The 21481-nt window shown below is 67.8% G+C and carries 22 protein-coding genes; 9 read left to right on the top strand and 13 right to left on the bottom strand.

The annotated features are described in order from the left end of the window. Positions 1-10: 10 nt before the first annotated feature. Both V3596_RS16365 and V3596_RS16360 read left to right on the top strand, forming a co-directional pair. Complete coding sequence (locus tag V3596_RS16365; protein WP_334278860.1) at positions 11-319, top strand: c-type cytochrome; 309 nt, start codon at positions 11-13, stop codon at positions 317-319. Further along, positions 316-942 carry a hypothetical protein gene (locus V3596_RS16360; RefSeq protein WP_334278859.1) on the top strand — a complete coding sequence of 209 codons (627 nt, stop codon included), beginning with the start codon at positions 316-318 and terminating at the stop codon, positions 940-942. Before V3596_RS16365 ends, V3596_RS16360 begins: the two co-directional genes overlap by 4 nt. A 4-nt stretch (positions 943-946) precedes the next feature. On the opposite strand, the gene V3596_RS16355 is transcribed toward V3596_RS16360, so the two are convergent. The 6 genes from V3596_RS16355 to V3596_RS16330 all read right to left on the bottom strand — a co-directional run bounded on the left by V3596_RS16355 (position 947) and on the right by V3596_RS16330 (position 7164). Continuing rightward, positions 947-1651, bottom strand: coding sequence for a Crp/Fnr family transcriptional regulator (locus V3596_RS16355; RefSeq protein ID WP_334278858.1), 705 nt, complete (start codon positions 1649-1651; stop codon positions 947-949). Between the two features lie 78 nt (positions 1652-1729). Continuing rightward, a complete protein-coding gene (locus V3596_RS16350; protein ID WP_334278857.1) occupies positions 1730-3547 on the bottom strand; it encodes a nitric oxide reductase activation protein NorD in 1818 nt (605 codons plus the stop codon). Positions 3548-3550: 3 nt separating this feature from the next. Continuing rightward, positions 3551-4492, bottom strand: coding sequence for a 4Fe-4S binding protein (locus V3596_RS16345; protein WP_334278856.1), 942 nt, complete (start codon positions 4490-4492; stop codon positions 3551-3553). A gap of 1 nt (position 4493) precedes the next feature. After that, on the bottom strand, positions 4494-5300 hold the full coding sequence (locus tag V3596_RS16340) for a CbbQ/NirQ/NorQ/GpvN family protein (RefSeq protein ID WP_334278855.1): 807 nt from the start codon (positions 5298-5300) through the stop codon (positions 4494-4496). An 11-nt stretch (positions 5301-5311) separates the two neighbouring features. Next, positions 5312-6733, bottom strand: coding sequence for a cbb3-type cytochrome c oxidase subunit I (locus V3596_RS16335; RefSeq protein ID WP_334278854.1), 1422 nt, complete (start codon positions 6731-6733; stop codon positions 5312-5314). A 5-nt stretch (positions 6734-6738) separates the two neighbouring features. After that, positions 6739-7164: a c-type cytochrome gene (locus V3596_RS16330; protein WP_334278853.1), complete on the bottom strand. Its 426-nt coding sequence runs from the start codon at positions 7162-7164 to the stop codon at positions 6739-6741. A gap of 217 nt (positions 7165-7381) precedes the next feature. Here V3596_RS16330 and V3596_RS16325 point away from each other — a divergent pair, with 217 nt between their 5' ends. Genes V3596_RS16325 through V3596_RS16310 form a run of 4 tightly spaced genes read left to right on the top strand, consistent with a single transcriptional unit; the run spans position 7382 to position 10260 of the window. After that, positions 7382-8425, top strand: coding sequence for an SAM-dependent methyltransferase (locus tag V3596_RS16325; RefSeq protein WP_334278852.1), 1044 nt, complete (start codon positions 7382-7384; stop codon positions 8423-8425). After that, positions 8422-9192, top strand: a complete 771-nt coding sequence (locus tag V3596_RS16320) for a DUF1295 domain-containing protein (protein WP_334278851.1) — start codon at positions 8422-8424, stop codon at positions 9190-9192. The genes V3596_RS16325 and V3596_RS16320 overlap by 4 nt, the downstream gene beginning before the upstream one ends. Then, the gene (locus V3596_RS16315) at positions 9189-9833 is read left to right on the top strand and encodes a DUF6134 family protein (protein WP_334278850.1); all 645 of its coding nucleotides are present in this window, start codon (positions 9189-9191) and stop codon (positions 9831-9833) included. Before V3596_RS16320 ends, V3596_RS16315 begins: the two co-directional genes overlap by 4 nt. A gap of 4 nt (positions 9834-9837) precedes the next feature. Continuing rightward, a complete protein-coding gene (locus tag V3596_RS16310) occupies positions 9838-10260 on the top strand; it encodes a DUF2177 family protein (protein WP_334278849.1) in 423 nt (140 codons plus the stop codon). Here the strand turns inward: V3596_RS16310 and V3596_RS16305 are convergent. Beyond that, positions 10243-10896, bottom strand: a complete 654-nt coding sequence (locus V3596_RS16305; protein WP_334278848.1) for a ChrR family anti-sigma-E factor — start codon at positions 10894-10896, stop codon at positions 10243-10245. The two genes, V3596_RS16310 and V3596_RS16305, sit on opposite strands and share 18 nt — an antisense overlap. Further along, a complete protein-coding gene (locus V3596_RS16300; protein WP_334278937.1) occupies positions 10893-11477 on the bottom strand; it encodes a sigma-70 family RNA polymerase sigma factor in 585 nt (194 codons plus the stop codon). Before V3596_RS16300 ends, V3596_RS16305 begins: the two co-directional genes overlap by 4 nt. A gap of 162 nt (positions 11478-11639) precedes the next feature. On the opposite strand from V3596_RS16300, the gene V3596_RS16295 reads away from it, so the two are divergent. The 3 genes from V3596_RS16295 to V3596_RS16285 are packed head-to-tail and all read left to right on the top strand — an operon-like array spanning position 11640 to position 15048. Then, on the top strand, positions 11640-13010 hold the full coding sequence (locus V3596_RS16295) for an NAD(P)/FAD-dependent oxidoreductase (RefSeq protein WP_334278847.1): 1371 nt from the start codon (positions 11640-11642) through the stop codon (positions 13008-13010). Beyond that, positions 13007-13795 carry a DUF1365 domain-containing protein gene (locus V3596_RS16290; protein WP_334278846.1) on the top strand — a complete coding sequence of 263 codons (789 nt, stop codon included), beginning with the start codon at positions 13007-13009 and terminating at the stop codon, positions 13793-13795. Before V3596_RS16295 ends, V3596_RS16290 begins: the two co-directional genes overlap by 4 nt. Then, positions 13792-15048 (top strand): cyclopropane-fatty-acyl-phospholipid synthase family protein, encoded by a 1257-nt coding sequence (locus tag V3596_RS16285; RefSeq protein WP_334278845.1) that lies wholly within the window; start codon positions 13792-13794, stop codon positions 15046-15048. The genes V3596_RS16290 and V3596_RS16285 overlap by 4 nt, the downstream gene beginning before the upstream one ends. A 7-nt stretch (positions 15049-15055) precedes the next feature. Here V3596_RS16285 and V3596_RS16280 read toward each other — a convergent pair whose 3' ends face one another. The 5 genes from V3596_RS16280 to V3596_RS16260 form a co-directional block, all read right to left on the bottom strand. Continuing rightward, complete coding sequence (locus tag V3596_RS16280) at positions 15056-15802, bottom strand: sulfite exporter TauE/SafE family protein (protein ID WP_334278844.1); 747 nt, start codon at positions 15800-15802, stop codon at positions 15056-15058. Further along, positions 15789-16601, bottom strand: coding sequence for a DNA-binding transcriptional regulator KdgR (kdgR, locus tag V3596_RS16275; RefSeq protein WP_334278843.1), 813 nt, complete (start codon positions 16599-16601; stop codon positions 15789-15791). Before kdgR ends, V3596_RS16280 begins: the two co-directional genes overlap by 14 nt. Positions 16602-16663: 62 nt before the next feature. Beyond that, positions 16664-19000, bottom strand: coding sequence for a pectinesterase family protein (locus V3596_RS16270; protein WP_334278842.1), 2337 nt, complete (start codon positions 18998-19000; stop codon positions 16664-16666). Continuing rightward, a complete protein-coding gene (locus V3596_RS16265) occupies positions 18997-20172 on the bottom strand; it encodes an oligogalacturonate lyase family protein (protein WP_334278841.1) in 1176 nt (391 codons plus the stop codon). The genes V3596_RS16270 and V3596_RS16265 overlap by 4 nt, the downstream gene beginning before the upstream one ends. A gap of 8 nt (positions 20173-20180) precedes the next feature. After that, complete coding sequence (locus V3596_RS16260) at positions 20181-21479, bottom strand: ABC transporter substrate-binding protein (protein WP_334278840.1); 1299 nt, start codon at positions 21477-21479, stop codon at positions 20181-20183. Between the last annotated feature and the right edge of the window lie 2 nt (positions 21480-21481).

The raw sequence follows: 21481 nt of genomic DNA, 5'->3' as shown, positions 1-21481 counted from the left end.
GGAGACATCGATGAAAGCAATGCTGTTGCTGGTGACCGCCCTCGGCCTGGCCATGCCTGCCGCTGCGGCCACGCCAGAGGAGGCCCTGACCAAGGGGGGCTGCATGGCCTGCCATGCCAAGGACAAGAAGCTGGTCGGGCCGTCCTTCAAGGACATCGCTGCCAAGTACAAGGGCCAGGACCCGGTGGCCGCGCTGAGCCAGAAGGTGCGCTCCGGCGGCAAGGGCGTGTTCGGTCCGATTCCGATGCCGCCCAACGGTGCCGACAAGATCGCCGATGGCGACCTGAAGGACTCGCTCATCTGGATACTCAAGCAGTGACAAGCCTCGGCCGGCGGCGGCTCTGCCAGCTGCTGGCCTGTGCTGCCCTGCCCTTGCAGGCGCAGCCCACGACCGGCCCGCCGAGCCTCGGCGTGGCCGGTTTTCTTTTGCTTGCGCAGCCAGGGCAGTTGAGCCTCAGCGACAGCGAAGGCCGCCTGCTCAAGCGCTGGCCGGTGGCGGACGCTCAGGGCCGCACAGGCTCGGTGCGGGCCCTGCTGTCGCTGCCCTCGCGTCGCAGCGTGGCCGTGCTGCTCGAAGGTCTGGCCGAGCTCTGGGAAATCTCGCTGGACCCGGCCGCCGAGCCGCTCTACCGCGGCCTGGTGCATGACTACCGCATGGGCGAAGGCCTGGCCGAACCGGGCTACCTGGGCCTGCGCCGCACGCCGTTGGCAAGACCATTGAGCCAGTTGCGCCAGCTGGGCCGCGAAGACTGGCTGCTCGGCCAGCAAGGCCCCGACGCCGTGGTCGTGCACCTGAACGTGCGAAGGCCGATTGCCGTACTGCCCGCGGTCGATATCGCGCAGGCGCGGCTGATCGAGCGCGGAGGCCGCCTGGTGCTGGCGCTCGACAGCGCCGAGCCGCCGCGCCTCATGGACATCCGCCGCTGGCAGCCCTTGCCGTGAATGCTCAGGCCGGCGTCGAGGGGTAGCGCTCCAGGCGCCGCACGTCGAGGATGCGGATGTCGCGCCGGTCGACCTCGATCAGGCCCGCCGCTTCGAGCTCATGCAGCACACGCGAGAAGTACTCCGGCGTGAGGCTCAGGCGCGATGCCACCGTGGCCTTGCTGACCGGCAGCGAGACCGTCAGCATGTCACCGCTGACGCAGTCCTGCGGCTGCTGGTCGCGCAGCAGGTAGCCGATCACCCGCTGCATGCCGCTGTGCAGTGCATAGGCCTGGACGTCGTGCACCAGGCCATGCAGGCGGCGCGAAATGCCGGCCAGCATGCGCATGGCAAAACGCGGGTCTTGCTCGATCTCGGCCACCACGGCGGCCTTGCCCACGCTCAGCACCAGGCTGTCGGTGAGCGCCTGCGCATTGATGATGTAAGGCTTGTCGGTGAACATCAGCGCCTCGGCGAAGCTGTGGCCGGGGCCGACCAGCTCGATCACTTTCTCCTGCCCGGCGGGCGAGATCGCGAACAGCTTGATCTGGCCGAGCACCGTGACGTGGAACTCCTCGCAAGGCTCGCCCACGCGAAACACCAGGTCGCCCCGACTCAGCCGGCGCATGCTGCAACCCTGCGCCAGACGCTCCCGCTCGGCGGGGCTCAGGTCGCTGAACAGCGGCAGGACCGACAGGTAGCGCGGCACGTCGAACGCTCGCATGTCCATGGGGTGCTCCTCGGCAAAGACCCCGCATTGTGGTGAGCCCGCCGTCCGCCGCACTTGATGCGGGTCAATGGATATGGATCAAGCCGCCCGTGTCAGCTGCGCATAGACCGCGGCCAGACGCTGCGGCAGTTCGGTCGGGCGCTGCACCTGGCCGTAGCCCTGGCGCCCGAACAGGTGTGGCAGGTAGTCGTGGGCCTGCTCGTCGATGCTGAGGCAGAACGGCAGCAGGCCCGCCTCGCGCGCCTCCTGCACGGCGCGCCGCGTGTCTTCGATGCCCCAGCGGCCCTCGTACACGTCGAGATCGTTGGGCTTGCCGTCGGTCAGTATCAAGAGCAGGCGCTGCCGCTCGGGCCGCTCGGCCAGGCGCAGCGTGGCAGCGCGGATGGCCGCGCCCATGCGCGTGTAGTAGCCCGGCTTGACCGCGCCGACCCGGGCCTGGCTGCGTGCATCCCAGGCCTCGTCGAAGCCCTTCAGGTGCTGCAGGCGCACGTTCTTGCGCCGCACCGAGGAGAAGCCCAGCATCTCGAAGGCATCGCCGCAGCCGTCCAGCGCCTCGCCGAACACGTAGAGCGCCTCGCGGATCACATCGATCACGCGGGCATCGTTGTTGACATGCGCGTCGGTGGAGAGCGAGAGGTCGGCCAGCAGCAAGGTGGCCAGGCTGCGTTCACCGCGCTGGCGGCGCGCGAACACCGGCGGGTCGCCCGCGGTCTCGCTGTGGGCCGCCGTCGCATGGCGCACCCAGGCATCGAGGTCGATGCTCTCGCCATCGGCGCAGCCGCGCTGCCAGCGTGGCGCGGCACGCAGCAGTTCGAGCTGGCGGCGCGTGCGGCGCGCCGTGGCGCGCAGGGCCGCACCCGGGCGATACGCTGCGGTGCCAGGTCTTGCCACCAGGGTCTGCACCGCGCAATGGTCCGGCAGCAGGCAGCGGCGCTTCCAGTCCCACTCGGGCAGGCCGAAGGCGGCGCCAAGCGGCTGGTCGTCGACGCTGGCGCTGGGCAGGTCGAGGTCGAACTTGATGCGCGAGGCGCTGGCGCGGCCATCGCGGCTGAGGGTCAGCGCCTCCATGTCGTCAGCGGCGGCCAGGGCATTGCCGTCGTCCTCGTCATCCTCGCCCCGGTCCAGCGAGACATGCTCGCTCCAGCTCAGGATGGACTCGACCTTGCTGGCCAGCAGCAGCGGCGCGCGCTCCTGACCGCTCTTTTGCGCGTCGCGGGTGCGGCGCCGGGCGGCGCTTGCAGGGGCACGGGTGCCGCCCGCGGCTCGCTCGCCTTTGGCACGCGACGCGCCGGGCGCGCGCGCCGGCAGCGATTCCAGCCAGACCCACACCGGAGCAACCGCATCGCAGCGCGGTGCGCCGCTGCCGGGCGGCTCGCCCCTCAGGGCCGCCTGCACGGTCGCCTCGTCGAGCGCTGCGGCGCCGTGCAGGCCGCGCGGCCGCAGGGCCAGCTGCGCCGCCAGCAGGCGCTGCCAGCGTGGCAGCAGGCCCGGGCATTGCGCCAGCAGGCGCTGCGTGGCCGCCTGGTTGTCAGCCAGCCAGCCCTGCGCCGGCTCGAACACGGCCGCCAGCGCAGCCAGCCAGAGATAGAGGTCGCGGTTCAGCGCGCGCTCGTCGAACACGGCGATGCGCGGCGGCAGGGCCAGGGTCTCGGGGTCCAGCTGCGCGCGCTGCACGCGCTGCCCTGCGCCGGCCAGGCGCTGCAGCCAGTCGCGCGGCCCGCCGCTGCGCGAGGCCGAGGCCGGCACCAGGCGCACGCCGGGCGGCCCGCCGGCCGCGCGGAACAGCAGGCCGGCGGCCCGCTCGACCTCGGCCAGCTCTACCGCTTCGGCTGCATGGCTGCGGTCGGCCACGCGGGTGATGAATCGGTGCCAGCGCTCGCCCACCCACTCTTCCATGTGTCAGTCCTTGTGCGCCTTCTGGCGCAGCGTCTCGCGGACCGCGTCCAGGCCCACGGTCCATTGCAGATTGGGGGTATTGCCGGCGTGCGTGCTCTCGCATTCGGTCAGGCACTGGCCGCATTGCACGCAGGAAAACATCATCCGCTTGATGTTGCGCGGATGCAGGCGCATCGGGCAGGCCGTGTCGCAGGCGCTGCCTCCGGGCGCCTGCGCGGTGCTGCAGTCGCGGCACTCGCGCGCACGGCGCCGGTCGAAGGCCACGACCAGGGCCCGCGGGTTGGCCATCCAGGCCAGGCTCTGGAACAGGCCCACCGCGCAGCCGAAGCGGCAGAACAGGTGCCGAGCCAGCAGCAGTTCCAGCGTGAAGGCGCCGCCGGCAATGAAGATGAAGCGGGCCTCGCCCGCGCTCAGGTTGGCGCTCAGCAGGTGCGACCACACGCGCGCCGGCGGCAGCAGGTAGGTCAGCAGCGTGATGGACCAGAGAAAGCCGAAGAACAGGCAGCTCAGCAGGAACAGCGGCCACCAGCGGCGCTGCGGGGCCTGGCCGGCACGCAGGCTGGTCTGGCGGTCCCACAGGCTGAAGCGGCCACTGGCCCGGTGCAGCATTCCGTTCAGGCCTTCGACCAGAGAGAAATGCGGGCACAGCCAGCCGCAATAGATGCGGCCATAGCGCCAGGCCACGGCCAGGAAGGCGGCCACGAACAGGAGCGCAGGCAGGATGCCGCGCAGGACCAGCGAAAGCGCCGCCTCGGTGGGGCTGACCTGGTGCTGCTGCAGCGCGGTGATGCCCAGGCTCCAGCGCATGCCCAGCACCCACAGCTGGGTTTCGCTGAGATCGAAGCGGAACAGGTTCAGCGCCGGCGCCAGCAGGAACAGCGCGAAAAAGCCGAGTTGGGTGGCGCGGCGCAGTTGCTGCAGCCGCGCCATCGGGAGCGGGGTCATCTCAAGGGCCCAGCACGGCGGCCAGCACCTCGTGCAGGGCCGCCACGGTCTCCGGGTCGTCGGTCAGGGCGTCGACGATGGCCGCCTCGGCGGCCCGCTGCAGCGGCATGCCGGCCACGGCCAGGCGCGCGGCCATCACCAGCAACCGGGTGCTGGCGCTTTCCTCCAGGTCCTGTTCGGTGAGCCGGCGCAGCGCCTCGGCCAGGTGCACCAGGCGCGCCGCGGTCTCGGCCGTGCAGCCGCTTTCGGCGGCAACGATGCCGCGCTCGACCTCGGGCGCCGGGTACGCGAGGCCGAGCGCCACGAAGCGCTGGCGCGTGCTCGGCTTCAGGCCCTTGAGCAGGTTCTGGTAGCCCGGGTTGTAGCTGATCACCAGCATGAAGCCCGGTGCGGCCGGGATCAGCTCGCCGGTGCGCTCCAGCGGCAGCATGCGCCGGTCGTCGGCGAGCGGATGCAGAACCACGGTCGTGTCCTTGCGCGCCTCGACCACCTCGTCGAGGTAGCAGATCGCGCCTTCGCGCACCGCGCGGGTCAGCGGGCCGTCGCACCAGCGGGTGTCGCCGCCGCTGATCAGGTGGCGGCCCACCAGGTCGGCGGCGCTCAGGTCGTCATGACAGCTGACCGTGATCAGCGGCCGGCCGAGGCGGGCCGCCATGTGCTCCACCAGGCGCGTCTTGCCGCAACCGGTCGGGCCCTTGATCAGCAGCGGCAGCCGGGCCGCGTGGGCCTGGGCAAACAGCGCGCATTCGTCCGCCTGCTCGGCATAGAAGGGCGTGGCGGCCAGGCTGCGGGCGCTCTGCATTTCCATCGCTGCGCTCCTCAGGCCGCCTGCAGGCTGCCGGCCGGCAGTTCGTCTTCATCGGCGCCCGCGCCGATGAAGAAGCTGGCCAGGTAGGTCAGCAGGCCGGCCAGGAACATCACGCCACCGGCGATGCGCACCCAGTAGAAGAAGCGCAGCTGGTCCTGGGTGGCCATGAAGCTCATCGCCCCCTCGCTGGGCATGCGCTGCAGCCAGACCTGGAGGATGCCGGCGCCGGTCAGGGCCAGCACCATCACGCCCATGCCGATGGTCATGATCCAGAAGCTCCACATCTCGAAGCCCTGGGCCCGGCGCGAGTTGGCCTCGCGGCCGCGCAGGATGGGCATGGCATAGCTGATCATCGCGATCACCACCAGCACATAGGCACCGTAGAACGCCAGGTGGCCGTGGGCCGCCGTGACCTGCGTGCCGTGCGTGTAGTAGTTGACCGGGCTCAGCGTGTGGATGAAGCCCCACAGGCCGGCACCCAGGAAGCCCATCACCGCGCAACCCACGGCCCACAGCACGGCCGCCTGGTTGGGATGCTCGCGCTTGCGCCGCTGCACCATGTTGAACGCGAACAGCGTCATCATGAAGAAGGGCACGGGCTCCAGCGCGCTGAACACGCTGCCCACCCACTGCCAGTAGCCCGGCAGGCCGATGAAGAAGAAGTGGTGGCCGGTGCCGAGAATGCCGGTCACGAGGGCCATGGTGATGATCAGGTACAGCCACTTGTCGATCACCTCGCGGTCCACGCCGGTGGTCTTGATCAGCACGAAGGCCAGCAGGCCGCCGAGGATCAGCTCCCAGGTGCCTTCCACCCAGAGGTGGACCACGAACCACCAGTACATCTTGTCGCGCACCAGGTTGCTCGGGTTGACGAAGCTGAACAGGAACATCAGCGCCAGCCCCCACAGGCCCATCAGCAGCACCAGGGTGATGGCGGTCTTGCGGCCCTTCAGCACGGTCATGCTGATGTTGAACAGGAAGGCCAGGGCCACGACCACGATGCCGAGCTTGGTGGGCAGCGGCTGCTCCAGGAACTCGCGGCCCATGGTCGCCAGCAGGTCATTGCCGGTGGCCGATGCCAGCGTGGCATAGGGCACCAGCAGATAGCCGAGGATGGTGGCGGCACCGGCTGCGAGGAAGATCCAGAACAGCGCCACCGCCAGCTTGGGGCTCCACAGCTCGGTCTCGGCCTCTTCGGGCACCAGGTAGTAGGCCGAGCCCATGAAGCCCATCAGCAGCCAGACGATCAGCAGGTTCGTGTGAACCATGCGGGCGATGTTGAAGGGCACGAATGGGAAGGCGAGATCGCCGATCAGGTACTGCAGGCCGAGCAGCACGCCGAACACGATCTGGCCCACGAAGAGCGCCAGCGCGCCGGTGAAGTACAGCCGGGCGACCGACTGCGACTTGAACTTGAGTGTTGCGGGTTTCATCTGGTTCAGCCCTCGATGTTGGGAGGCCACTGCTCGGTGTCGACGCCATTGGTCCACTTGAGGAACTGGACCAGGTCTTCGAGCTGCTGCTCATTGAGGTGGAACTGCGGCATCTGGCGCCGACCCGGCGCACCGGTGGGCTGGGCCTGCATCCAGGCCTTGATGAAGTCGGGGCCGCGACGCTTGTAGACATTGCCCAGCTCGGGCGCAAAGTAGGCGCCCTCGCCCAGCAGCGTGTGGCAGCCGATGCAGTTGCGGGTTTCCCAGATGTGCTTGCCGCGCACCACGGCCGGCGTGATCTCGGCCGCCTTGCTGCGTTCAGGAATCTTTCTCTCGGTATCCAGGATCAGCACCGCGAACAGCAGCACGAAGAACAGTGAGCCTCCGTAGAAGATGTTGCGTGCCATCTGGCTGGTGAAGCCACGGGCCATGACAGTCCTTTCGAGCAGACTTGTTTCAGATGGCAGCAGCGTAGGAATTCGGCCGCGGGATTTCCTTGAACCTGGATAAGAAAGTCAGATTTAGAGCGTGCCCTGGTCCGGCTGGCCTGATCCAAGGCCACGCTGCCTGCGTATCAGATGGACGACGCCCGCTGACATTTCGCCCGCCGGCATCCCGCCCGCCGGCGGCCTACCCGGAGAGACCTGCATGCAAACCGCCATCACCCTGATCGAGAACGGCCGCCTGCCCGACGGCATCACACGGCTGGGCATCCGGCAACTGCTGAAAGAGCGGCTGGCCGAGGTGGCCAGCGGCGATGCCGTCGCCGTGGCGGAGCAGACCCAGGCCTTCCTGCAGCGCATGCGCGAAAGCCCGCTGGCCCTGCTGCCCGAGAAGGCGAATGAACAGCATTACGAGCTGCCGGCTGCGTTCTTCGCGGCGGTGCTGGGTCCGCATCGCAAGTACAGCAGCGGCTGGTGGCCTTCGGGCGTGGACACGCTGGAAGCCTCGGAGGTCGCCGCCCTGGCCGAAACCTGCAAGCGGGCCGGCCTGATCGACGGCCAGGACGTGCTGGAGCTGGGCTGCGGCTGGGGTTCGCTGACGCTGTGGATGGCCGAGCGCTACCCGAACAGCCGCATCACCGCCCTGTCCAACTCCCATTCGCAGCGCGAGTTCATCGAGGCGCAGCTGCGCGAGCGAAAGCTCACCAACGTGCGCGTGATCACGCAGGATTTCAACGCCTTCGCGACCGAAGCCCAGTTCGACCGCATCGTCTCCATCGAGATGTTCGAGCACCTGCGCAACTGGCCGCGAGCCTTTGCCCAGATCGCGACCTGGCTGCGGCCCGAGGGGCGCTTCTTCATGCATGTGTTCGCCCATCGCGAGGCGCCCTACCCCTTCGTCGAGAAGGATGCCAGCGACTGGATGAGCCGCTACTTCTTCTCCGGCGGCATGATGCCCAGCGACGACCTGGCCCTGCAATGCCAGGATGACCTGCACCTCGTGCAGCGCTGGCGCTGGGATGGCACGCACTACCAGCGCACCGCCGAGGCCTGGCTCAAGCGCATGGACGCGCAGCGCAGCACGCTGATGCCGCTGTTCGACGAGGTCTATGGCGCCGAAGCCAAGCTGTGGTGGAACCGCTGGCGCCTATTCTTCCTCGCCGTGGCCGAGCTGTTCGGCTATCGCCAGGGCCAGCAATGGTGGGTCAGCCATTACCTGTTCGAGAAGAACAAGTCCAGTCAGGCATGAGCATCACTCAAGCCCTGCAAGTCCTGCTGCCCGGCTTCGTGCTGGCCCTGCTCGCCTGGGGCGCCAGCGTCAGGCAGCGGGACGCGAGCCTCGTGGACCGCTTCTGGTCCTGGCTGGTGATGGCGCCGGTGCTGGCCCTGGCGTTCGGTGGACCCGCGCTCGATGCCCGTGGCCTGATCATCCTGGCGCTTGGCCTGCTGTGGGCCGCCCGGCTGAGCCTCTTCATCAGCTGGCGCAACTGGGGCCATGGCGAGGACAGGCGCTACGCGGCGATACGCCAGCGCAACGACCCCGGCTTTGCGCTGAAGAGCCTGTACCTGGTGTTTGGCCTGCAGGCGGTGCTGGGCTGCATCGTGGCCCTGCCCCTGCTGGCCGGCCTGCACGACGCACGACCGCTCTCCTGGCTCGACGGCATCGGCGCTGTGCTCGCCTTGGCGGGCATCGCCTGCGAGGCCCTGGCCGACGCCCAACTGGCCCGCTTCCGCGCCGACTCGAGCAACCGGGGCCGCGTGATGGACCAGGGCCTGTGGCGCTACTCGCGCCATCCCAACTACTTCGGCGAAGCCTGCGTGTGGTGGGGCCTGTGGCTGTTGGCGCCCACGTGGTGGACGCTGGTCTCACCGCTGCTGATGAGCTTTCTGCTCCTGCGCGTCTCCGGCGTGGCCCTCCTGGAGCAGGACATTGCCGAGCGCCGTCCCGAGTACGCGCGCTACCTGGCCACGACCAATGCCTTCTTCCCGGGTCCGCCGAGAAAGCTGCCGCGATGAGCACCATGAAACCCGCATTGATCCTGCTGGCTGCCCTGCTCGGCACCGCCGCACAGGCGCAGGAGCAGGTCTGGGACTTCGAGGTGCGGCTCGATGGCAAGCCCATAGGCAATCACCGCTTCACGCTCAAGCAGCAGGGTGAGGAGCAGGTGCTCAGCACCCGCGCGGCCTTCGAGGTTCGCTTCCTGGGCCTCGTTGTCTACCGCTACCAGCACGAGGCCACCGAGCGCTGGCGCGGCGACTGCCTGAGCCGCATGGATGCCAGCACGCAGGATGATGGCAAGCCGAGCCGCGTGCAGGCTCGCAGCGAGGCCGAGGGCCTGCGCGTCGAGGTCCAGGGCAAGCCGCCTGCACCAGCCCTCAGTGGCTGCGTGATGAGTTTCGCCTACTGGAACCCCGCCCTGCGCACCCTGGCGCCGACGCGCCTGCTCAACTCGCAGAACGGCCGCCTCGAAACCGTGCAGCTCGCGCGCCTGCCGGATGCAGCGGTCGAGGTGCGCGGCAAGGAGCAGTCGGCCCAGCGCTGGCGCCTGAGCGGCGTCGACGCTCCGATCGAACTTTCGTATTCACCCACCGGCGACTGGCTGGCCCTGGACTCCCAGGTGCGCGGCGGTCGCATGCTTCAATACCGATTGCGCTGACATCATGACCACCAAACCCCGCCAATTGCTGACCGCCTACGCCACCTGCGCCGGCGGTTTTTTGCTGCTCGACGCCTGCTGGCTGACGCTGATGGGTGAGCGCCTGTACCGGCCCGCGCTAGGCAGCCTGATGCGCACCGATATCGACTGGCTGGCAGCGGCCTTGTTCTATGTGATCTACCTGGCCGGCATCGTCGGCTTTGCCGTCGCGCCCGCACTCGCCGCAAAAAGCGGCCGCACGGCGCTGCTGCGCGGTGCGGCATTCGGCTTCATCTGCTACGCCACTTACGACCTGACCAACCAGGCCACGCTTGTGGGCTGGGCCTGGCATGTGACGCTGGCCGACCTGGCCTGGGGCAGCAGCGCCACGGCACTCGCGGCGCTGCTCGGCTGGCGCGTGGCGCGCGCCTCAGATACCGATCAGTGAACCGAAGGTCCGGGCCACCCGGCTCTCGAACACCAGGCGGCCGCTGACCGCCGCCAGGCACACGCATTCACCACCCGGCTCCACGGCCGGCTGATGCAGGATGCTGTCGTCGGTGGCATCGAAGTCACCGGCCGAGAACAGCGCGCGGCCGTCGTGGAAGCTGCCGTGCAGCACCTGGGTCAATTCGCTGTCGCTGTGCGTGTGGCGGGCCAGCAGCTTGCCGGCACCAATGCGCAGCAGGATCACATTGGCCTGCAGGTCCCAGGGGAGCGTGACGCGGCTGAAGCGCATGCCGGGCGCCATCCAGCGCCAGGGGCCGATGGCACAGCCTTCCATCGCGCGAGGCCAGGCCCGCCCTTCCGGCAAGGCCGCGCGGCGCAGCGGCGTGGGCCGGTGCGGCGGCGGCGTTTCGGGCGCGTCGATGGCGCTCAGCGCGCGGCTCAGCGCGTCTTCGGCCAGCGCGGTCGGCTCCAGCTGCTCCAGCAAGACACCGCCCAGCACGTCGAAACTGCGCAGCCGCTCACGGCATTGCTCGCAGTGCTCGGCATGGGTGGCCAGCACCAGGGCCGAGCCGCTGTCCAGGCGGCCGGCCGCCTGGGCCATCAACAGGGAATCATCGGGGTGGTGGCGGATCATGGTGCTTCGGCGCCGTCGATCAGGCGGCGCAAATGGTTCAGGGCCAGGCGGATGCGGGACTTCACCGTGCCCAGCGGAATGCCAAGCATTTCAGCGATCCGCGCATGCGGCTGATCATCAAAGTAGGAGAGCTGTATCACCTGGGCCTGCTCGGCAGTGAGCTGCACCATCGCCGCGCGCACCCGTCGCTCGCGCCGCTGCGCATGCAGGGCCTCGTCGGGTGGCGGCGCCAGGTCGGGCAATTCGGCCAGTGCGGCTTCGTCCAGTTCCTGCGTCGGCAGGCCCTGGCGGCGCAAGAGGTCAACCCGCAGGTTGCGGGCAATCGTGAAGATCCAGGTCGAGGCACCGGCCTGCGCCGGGTCGAACTGCGCGGCCTTGCGCCAGACCTTGACCAGGGCTTCCTGCGCCAGCTCCTCGGCCTGGGTGTCGCTGCTGCCGGAGCGCATCAGCCAGGTCTTGAGACGGGGCGCGAAATGCGTGAACAGCGTTGCGAAGGCCGCGCGCTCGCCTTGCGCCACCGCCAGCAGCAGCGCATCGAAGTTTTCGGCAGGCGAGGAATTGGCAGGCTCGGCAGGCGACATCACGACGGTCAGATGTGGCCGACCTGGCTGCGGTGGAGGAGACTGTCTCACGGCGATCATGGGCCCTGATACGCGAAGACGGCCGGATTAGATCATGAGCGATCCAAAAACCGGCTGCTTGCGTAGAAGCCGCAACGCTCCCTATCCAACGAAAGAAAACCGATGCGCGAGATTCCGGCGAGCAAGATCCCAGCGATGCAGGCGGCCGCCGGCCGCGGCCTCGACGTGGCGGTCATCGGCAGTGGCATCTCGGGCCTGTCGGCCGCCTGGCTGCTTTCCCAGCGCCATAGAGTCACGCTTTATGAGGCCGACTCGCGCGCCGGCGGGCACAGCAATACCGTGGACGTGCCGGTGGCCGGCGCCGCACCCCTCGCGGTCGATACCGGCTTCATCGTCTACAACGAGGCGGCCTACCCCAATCTCACGGCGCTCTTCAAGCACCTGCAGGTGCCGACACAGGCGACCGACATGTCGTTCGCGGTCAGCCTGGACGAAGGCGATCTCGAATACTCCGGCTCGGGCCTGTCAGGCCTGTTCGCCCAGCCCGCCAATCTCCTGCGCCCGCGCTTCTGGACCATGCTGCGCGAGCTGGTGCGCTTCTACCGCGAGGCGCCCGGCGACGCCGCCGAGTTCGGCCTCCTGCCGCTGGACAACTATCTCGACCTGCGCGGCTACAGCCGCGCGCTGCGTGACGACCATCTCTATCCGATGGCGGCGGCCATCTGGTCGGCCTCACCGGCTGCCATCGGCAACTATCCGACCGAAGCCTTCATCCGCTTCTGCGAAAACCATCAGCTCCTGACCCTGGGTCAGCGCGAACCCTGGCGCACCGTGGTCGGCGGCAGCCGCAACTACGTGAACCGCATGCTTGATGCGATCGGCCCCGGCGTGCGCCTGGGCTGCGCCGCGACCTCGGTGCACCGCAACGGCGAGGGTGCCTGGGTCGGCACCGACCTGTCGGCCGAGCCGCGGCGCTTCGACCATGTCGTGATCGCCACCCACGCCGACCAGGCGCTGCGGCTGCTGAGCCGGCCCACGTTCGAGGAACAACAGCTGCTCGGCGCCTTCCGCTACAGCCGCAACCTCGCCGTGCTGCACAGCGATGCCAGCCTGATGCCGCGCCGCCGCCGCGTGTGGTCGGCCTGGAACTATGCTGCCAGCCGCTCGCAGGCCGATGCGCTCAGCGTCACCTACTGGATGAACGCCTTGCAGCACCTGCCGATGGCCCACCCGCTGTTCCTGACGCTCAATCCCACGCGCGAGCCCGGTACCGAGCACCTGATCCGCACCGAGGTCTACGAACATCCGCAGTTCGACAGCGCGGCCCTGCGCGCCCAGCGCGACCTGTGGAGCCTGCAAGGGCAGCAACGAACCTGGTTCTGCGGCGCCTACTTCGGCTCGGGCTTTCATGAAGATGGCCTGCAGGCCGGCCTCGCCGTGGCGGAAGAGTTGGGCGGTGTGCGCAGGCCCTGGCAGGTTGCCAATGAGTCGGGCCGCATCCCGCTGCGGGCGCGGTCCAGGGTGCCGGCATGACCGTGCGCAGCGCGATCTACGCCGGCCGTGTGAGCCATCAGCGGCTGCGGCCGCTGCGCCATCGGCTGAGCTACCGCGTCTTCTCGCTGCTGCTGGACCTGGAAGAGATACCCGCCCTGGCCAAGCGGCTGCGCTGGTTCTCGCTCGGCCGCTTCAATCTCTTCAGCTTCCATGTGCGCGACCATGGTGACGGCAGCGACCGGCCGCTGCGTGAGCAGATCGAACAGGAGCTCGCCAAGGCCGGATTGCCGCTGGGCGGTCGCATCGACCTGCTTTGCACGCCGCGCATGCTGGGCCATCAGTTCAATCCGATCTCGGTCTACTTCTGCCATCGGACGGATGGTGCACTCCAGGCCATGGTCTACGAAGTGCACAACACCTTTGGCGAGCGCCACAGCTACCTGATCCCGCTGCGCGAAGCCGTGCAGCCCGGAGAGACCATCGTCCAGCACTGCGCCAAGGCATTCCATGTCTCGCCCTTTCTCGGCATGGACATGCAGTACGAGTTTCGTACGCAAACGCCGGATGAGGACCGCCTGAGCCTCTCCATCAATACCCGCGACGCCGACGGCCCGATGCTGGTGGCGCACTACGCGGCACAAGCCCGGCCACTGACCGACAGCGCCTTGCTGCGCTTGTGTGCCACGCATCCGCTGATCGGCCTCAAGGTCGTTGCCGCCATCCATTGGGAGGCGCTGCGACTCTGGTTCAAGAAAGCCCCCCTGTATCGCCACCGGGCCGCCAGCGGCGCCGCCTACACCCTCGTGGAAAGCAAAGAAGCATGATGAACACATCGATCACCTCGGCACGGGCGCCGGTGGCGGGCCGCCGCCCGGTCTCCTGGGTCGCGCGGCCCCTGCATGGCTGGGCCCGCGAGGCATTGAGCAAGCTGCTGACGCGGCTGGTCGCAGGATCCATCGCCATCGAACTGCCGGACGGCACCCGGCTCGATGCCCATGGCACGCAAGCCGGCCCTCACGCGGTGCTGCATCTCTCGCGCTGGCGCCCGCTGCTGCGCCTGTTCACGCAGGGCGACCTGGGCCTGGCCCGCAGCTACCGCGACGGCGACTGGACGAGCCCCGACCTCACCGCCCTGCTCGAACTGGGCATTGCCAATGACTCGAGCTGGGGCGATTCGCTGGTCGGCACGTCGCTGGTGCGCAAGGGCCTGAGCTTCCTGCATGCGAAGAACGCCAACACCCGCCGCGGCAGCCGTCGCAACATCGCCGCGCATTACGACCTTGGCAACGCCTTCTATGCCCAGTGGCTGGATCCGTCGATGCTGTATTCCAGTGCGCTCTACGAGCAGCAGGCACAGACACTGGAACAAGCCCAGGCCGCCAAGCTCGAGCGGATCTGCGAGCTGCTCGACCTGCAATCACTGCCACCCGGCGCCCGCGTGCTGGAAATCGGCTGTGGCTGGGGCGCATTGGCGGTGGCGATGGCGCAGCGCAGCGATGTGCATGTGACGGCGCTCACGCTGTCCAAGGAACAGCTTGCCCATGCGCAGGAGCGTGTGGCCCGCGCCGGTTTGAGCGACCGCATCGAGCTGCGCCTGCAGGACTATCGCGACGTGCAAGGCCAGTTCGACCGCATCGTCTCCATCGAGATGATCGAGGCCGTGGGCGAGCGCTACTGGCCGGTCTACTTCGATACCTTGCGCAACCGGCTGAAGCCGGGCGGCCATGCTGTGCTGCAGGCGATCACGATTGACGACGAGGTGTTCAAGCAGTACCGGCTGACGCCGGACTTCATCCAGACCTTCATCTTCCCCGGCGGCATGCTGCCCAGCGTGGCGGCGCTGCACGAGCAGGCGGCGCGGGTCGACATGAGCCTGGTCAGCAATGAAGCCTTCGGCTCCAGCTATGCGCGCACGCTGGAGGCATGGCGCGAGCGCTTCTTCGCGCAATGGAGCGAGATCGAACCGCTGGGCTTCGACGCCGACTTCAAGCGCCTGTGGCACTACTACCTCTGCTACTGCGAAGCGGGCTTCAACACCGGCCGGGTGGACGTCCACCTTCTGACGCTGCGCGGGTGATAAGGCCTCAGCCGCGCGCGAAGAACAAGGCGCTCATCACGAGGCCGGTGGCAATGACGACGCCGCGCACCCAGGCGACGGACATCCGCTTGGCCAGCCGCGCGCCGGCAAAGCCCCCGGCCGTGGCTGCGGCCATCATCAGGAGGCCGGGCTCCCAGGCAATCGCACCAGCCAGCACAAAGGCTGCCACCGACAGCCAGGAGAGCACCAGGGAATTGAGGTTCTTCAGCGCGTTGACGCGATGCAGATCGGACTCGCCGGTCAGCAGGTACAGCGCCATCAGGAGAATGCCCAGGCCGCCGTTGAAGTAGCCGCCGTAGATGGCCACCAGCAGGAGGCCCGGCGTGCGCCAGCGTGCCAGGTCTTGCCCCTGCCCCAGCCGCTTCAGGAGCCAGGGCCCCAGAGCGAACATCAGGGTAGCGAACAGGAGCAGCCACGGCACCAGGCCAGAGAACAGCTTGCCCGGCGTGATGAGCAGGAGCAAGGCGCCGGCCACGCCGCCCAACGAGGCGATCAAGCCCTCACGCCACAGCCGCTGGCGCGGCATTGCGTTCAGCTCGGACCGAAAGCCCAGCGTGCTGCCAAAGTAGCCCGGGCTGACGGCCAGCGCACTGGTGGCATTGGCCGAAATCGGCGGCACGCCGCAGAAGACCAGGGCCGGGAAGGTAAGGAAGCTGCCGCCGCCGGCAATGGCATTGAGCACGCCGGCCGCAAAGGCAGCGCAGGCGAGCAGCGCTGCTTCAGCCGGCAGCATCCAGCGGGAAGCGCGTGCAGCCCAGGCGGGTCGAAACGTCGCGGCTGGCGTCCTGCAGCATCTTGACGATCTCGGGCTCGCGCGCCTCGTCGTAGCGGAAGGTCGGGAAGGAGACGCTCATGCCGGCAATCGGCTGGCCCAGGCGGTCGAAGATGGGCACGCCGAGGCAGCGGATGTGGTCGTCGAATTCCTCGCGGTCTTCGCCAAAGCCCTGGGCCTTGACGCGCTGCAGCTCGGCCAGGAAGGCGGCCGGCTCGACGATGGTCTTGTCGCGGAAGCGCTTGAACTCGGCGCCCTTCAAGACACGGTCGCGGCGCTCCGGGTGCTCCCAGGCCATCAGCACCTTGCCGATGGCCGTGCAGTGGATGGGCGCCCGGCGTCCGACGCGCGAGTACATGCCCAGCATGTGGCGCGAATCGACCTTGTGCACATAGATGATTTCGCTGTCGATCAGCGTGCCCAGGTGAACCGTCTCGCCGGTGGCGTCGGCCAGCATCTGCATGTGGTGCTTGGCCAGGTCGATCAGCTCCGGATACTGCAGCGCCTTGGCGCCCAGCTCGAAAGCGCGCATGGTCAGGCCGTAGCGCTCGCTGCCGGCTTCCTGGCGCACATAGCCCAGGGTCATCATGGTCTGCAGGAAGCGGTAGACCGTGGCCTTGGGCATGGCCAGGCGCACCGACAACTCGGAAATGCCGGTGTCGCGCTGCTCGGACAAGGCCTGCAGGATCGCGAACACCTTGAGAACCGCGGCCACCGACTCCGGCTGCTGCTTGCTGACGTCAATCGAATCGTCGTCCATGCGTTTTGATTTCTTCGGTCTGGTGTTTCAAACAATCTGGCTAGTCTAAGGCCTTGCCAAGGTCACTCCCGCTGGAGTTTCCCCGCGCCCGCGCCGGCCCGGACCTTGGCCGCGACCTGTTCGGCCGGATCCAAGGGCAGGTGCAAAGTGGGCGCCCAACCGACATCGCCACTGACCGTGGCAGCCGGGTTGGCCGCGCGCAAGGCGGCCAGCAGGTCGACCGGCTGGCCATTCAGCAGCGAGCCGCGGTCGAAGAAGGCGTCGCCCTTCCAGAGCTTGGCCAGGCGCTGCGGGTCGGCGATGCTTGAGGGCAATTCCCAGACATTGCGCTCGCTGAACACGCGCGACTTCGCGCCCACGCCGATCGAATACTCGAAGGCGTAGTCGCCGTCGGGGCGGCCGACGTAGAGGTTGTTGTAGAGGTGGACCTGGCCCCAGCGCACCCGCGGCGTGCGCGCCTTCACCTGCTCCCAGAGGTTGTGGTGAAAGGTCACGCGCAGCTTGCCTTCGTCCAGCTTCTGGCCGTCGCTGCTGCCGATCAGGTTGGTCTTGTCGTGGTTGCGGAACTGGTTCCAGGACACTGTCACCAGGTCGGATTGCTGCGTGATGTCCAACAGCCCGTCATGACGCTGGACGCGTCGACCCAGCAGCACCGGCTCGCCCGGGTCGGGCCGGCCGCCGTCGTCGAAAGTGCAATGGTCCACCCAGACGCGGCGCGCGCCACGCAGGGTCACGTTGTCGTACTCGCTGTTCCACTCGCCGAACTCGCCGTCCTTGGGGTCCCAGGCGGTGAAGAAGTCGTAGGCGTCCGAGAAGTTCAGGTTGCGGATGATGATGTTCTCGACCTTGCCGAGGAACAGGCCACCGTTGACTAAGCCGGCATCGCTGCCGACGCCGATCAGCGTGGTGTTGGACGGCAGCTGGATGAGGATGCGCGCCGCCTGGTTCTTCACCGAACGGATGCGCGCGGCTTCGAGCGGGCCTGCCAGCGGCTTGCGGCCCCACACGGCAGGGTCGTAGGCCTTGAGGTAGGCAGACAGATCGAAAGCGGGGTCGCGGTAGAACTCGGCCGTCACCGGCTTGTTCTGGTCATCGACATTCAGGTCGATGCGGCCGCGGACCTTGATGATCTTGGGATGGCTGCCGAAGGCCCGCAAAGCATTTACCAGCTCGAGCCGGTTGCGGACCTCGACGATGCGCTCCGGCTTGGCCTGCGAGCCGCCGGTCACGCCTTCTGCGGCGCCCCAGCCATCATTTGGCGCGAGCGTTTCATGATCCAGCGCCGGCAGCGGCTTGTTGCGGTATTCGCTGAAGCGGTTGGCGGCCTCGCCGGTGGCAGCGAAGGGGCGGCGCGAGGTCGAAGCGCTCCAGCCGCCGAGATGCGCGCCGAGCAGGCTGTCGCGTATCAGGGCCTGGCCGTTGGGCGATTCGCCAGCTTTCCAGGCGCCCTTGGCGACGCCGGCGTCCCAGGCGCGGCCGAGCGAAATGCTGCCCGGCTTCAAGCCGGCTTCACCGACCAGGCGACTGGCGTTGATCAAGAGTCCCAGCCGCTGGCCCGGCGCTGTGCTCGGTGCCAGCACATGGCCTCCGCTGCCCGGCACGCGACGACCGGCGCGGCTGACGATGGTGGATGCGTCGATCACCAGCTGTGCATTGCCGAAGATGAAATCCACATCGCCGCTGATCAGGCTCCGGCTCACCAGCACGCGCGCCAGGCTGTCCTTCGGCGCTCGCACGAAGAGTGTGTCCTGGTGGCTGGTCAGGCGCACGTTCTCCATCTGAAGCTGGTCGCCCTCGGTCATCAGCGCCACTGCCTGCGCGCCGCCGCTTTCGCTCACGCCGGCCGGATAGCCCTGGCCATCGCGCACGGCTTCCATTGCGTCGTTGGCAATGCTCAGGTGCGCCAGTTGCGCCGCATCGCTGAAGATCGCGACGCTGGCGCTGCCGGCCGTGCCATAGAAGGCCGCCGACAGGTCGGGCGTGCAGGGGTTGGCGGGCTCGCCGACCTTCTTGGGTTCATTGGCGTAGTGGCCCTGGACGATGGTCGCCGCCGCCGGGTCGGCGGCATTGCCGTAGAGCGTGAACGGAACCTTGGCCTTCACGCAGATCTGCTCGCGGTAGACGCCGTCTTTCAGCTGGATGTAGACGCGCCGTGCGCTCGTGCCCTTGGCCGGCAATGCATCGAGCGCGGCTTGCAGCGTGCGGTGCGTGCCGCTGCCGTCAGCCGCGACAACGAAGTCTGCCTTCCAGGCCGACGCGTCACCCAGCGGCGCCGGCTGCCAGTCGCCGAGGTAGTCGGCCACGCGGTAACGCAAGGCTTCGGCATCGCTCATCTGCGGACGCTCTTGCGCCATCGAGAGGCCGCTCAACAGCGCCAGTGCGAGCAGGCCCGACTTCATTGCACGTCTACCAGGTAAAGCGCGGGCTCGCCCTCTTCCTTGTCGCAGCTGAACAGCACTTGCTTGCCGTCAGGCGTGAAGCTCGGATGCGGATGCGTGACCTGGCGGCTCTGCTTGTAGACGTCCCAGCCGCTGTCGTGCCGCGCGATCGGCCGCGTCGTGCCGGCCTTGATGTCGAACAGATGCAGGTACGGGTCGCCGATCAGCATCTCGTTGCTGGCCGAGCTGTCGTTGCTCACCTTGCCGCAACCGTCGCCAACGATCAGGCTGCCGTCGTAGTTGCTCATCAGGTGCGAGCACTGCGGCATGACGGTCAGCACCTTGTTCGTAAGCGTGACCGGATCGAGGCTGCAGATCCAGCGCTCGGGCGAGCTGTGGTTGTAGGACACATAGATCATCGCGCTGCCGTCCGGCACCCAGAACTCGTGCGTGCAGCTTTCGCCGTCCTTGTGTTCCTTGCCGCAGCGGCGGTTCGTGCCGTCTTCGTTGATGAACCACATGCGCGCATCGATCAGGTCGTGCGGACCCTCGTGGCAATAGGCCACGGTGTTGTCGTCGAACGGGCGGTATTGCGGATGGCCCAGCCAGCCGCGCTGCTCCAGGATCACCGTCTGCTGACCCGTTGCGATGTCCACACTGAAGAGCCGGCAGCGCGGCTTCTTGTGGAACATTTCATTGAACTTCTGCCAGGTGTTCAGGGGGAACCAGTCGTCCGCATGGATTTCGATGCCGACTATTTTTGTGCAGGCGCTGTTGCTCACCCAGGTGCCGTAGCCCACCCAACCTTGCGGCACGGTGTAGACGACCTCTTCCGCGAGATCGTCCAGCGAGAGACGGATCAATTGCCGCTCGGCACGCACGAAGTACAGATGCTTGTCGTCGGGCGAGAGAAAGCCGCCGAAGGTGTTCTCACCAGGCTGGTCGGTCAGCTGCGTGGCAACCTGCGTTTCCAGGTCCAGCAAGTGGTAGTTCCAGTTCGGGCTGGCGGGGTTGCCAATGTTTGGTCCGAACTCTCCGCCGAAGATCAGCTTCTTGCCGTCGTTGGTGAAGCACTTCTGATAGAAGTAATTGCGATGGCAGGTCACGTCCAGCGGCGTCAGGCGCGTGACGCGCGCGCCGGTATCCGGGTCAACGCTGGTTTCGAACTTCAGCTGGCGTTGGGTGGCTTTCATGGCTTCACTCACTTGATTCGTTTCAACAAGGCATTGCCTTCTTCGACCAGGCGCCGTGCGGCCTCCTCGTCGGTGGTCTTGCCATAGGCGACGGTCTCGAAGACCTCGCGCATGAACTTGTGCAGCCGCGCATGCTCGAAGAGCTTGGCCGGCACCGGCACCTGGCCCGCGTCGCGCTGCTGCTTGATCTGGTGATGCGCGGCCAGCTCCAGTGGCGGCAGCTTGTTGGCTTGCGCCAGCACCTCGAACTGCGCCTTCGCGGCCGGCACGCCGCGGGTCTTGCCCAGGAGGCGGATCGCATCCGGATCGGTCAGCAGGAAGTTGATGAAGCGCGCGGCCAGCTCGCCGTGCCGGGTGTTGCGGCCCATGGCCAGCATCACGGTCGGCCGGCCGAACATGCCGGTGCCCTTGGCGCCAGGCTGGACCAGGAAGTCGCCAAGCACCATCTTCTGGTTCTTGTCCAGCGTCGCGGCGCGCAGCGGGATGGTCGAGTCCCAGGTGAAGTTGCCGGCCCAGTTGCCGACCACCCAGTCCTGCTGCTGCTCGGTGGGCTTTTCGGCGCCGCCCAGGCTGGCGCGCAACGGCAGCGGCGTGGCCACATGCTCGGCGATCAGGCGGCGGTAGAAGCGCACCCACTCCAGCGCGGCCTCGGGGCTCATTGCAACGCGTGGCGCCGAAGGGTCCACATAGGGCGTGCCGTACTTCTGCTGCACCCAGGTCTGCGACAGCAGAATCATGTCGTAGAGCTCGCCGTCCAGCGGGTAGGCCTGGTCGCCCAGCTTCTCCTTGAACACCCGGCCAGCGTTGAAGAGATCGTCCCAGGTCTTGGGCAAGCCCAGGCCGGCACGCTGGAAGGCCGCCACGTTCCACAGGAACACGCGCGCCGTAAAGGCGGAAGGCAAGGCATTGAGCTTGCCTTCGACGCGGCCCGAATCGAGGTCTTCCGCGCTGAACTGGTTCAAGGCGATGTGGCGGCTGTACTGGCCGAGGTCCGCAAAGCCGCTGCCGCGCTTGGAGAACATCGCCAGCCAGGCCCAGTTGATCTGCATGATGTCCGGCTCGGAGCCGCCGGCAATCTGCGTGGTCAGGCGCTCCAGATAGCCGTTGAAACCCATGTACTCGGCCTTGATCTTGAGGCCGGGGTTCTGGCGCTCGAAAGCGGCGATGGCCTTGAGCGTGGCCTCATGCCGCCCTGCCCCACCCCACCAGGCAAAGCGAAGCACGGTTTCGGCCGAGTCCTGCCCGGAGCGTGAGCAGGCCGCCAGCGGCAGGCTGGCCAGCGCGGCGGTGAAATTTCTGCGCTGCATCG

Source organism: Roseateles microcysteis, from assembly GCF_036880965.1.
Lineage (GTDB): Bacteria > Pseudomonadota > Gammaproteobacteria > Burkholderiales > Burkholderiaceae_C > JAUASW01.
This window is presented reverse-complemented; position numbering and strand designations above follow the sequence as displayed.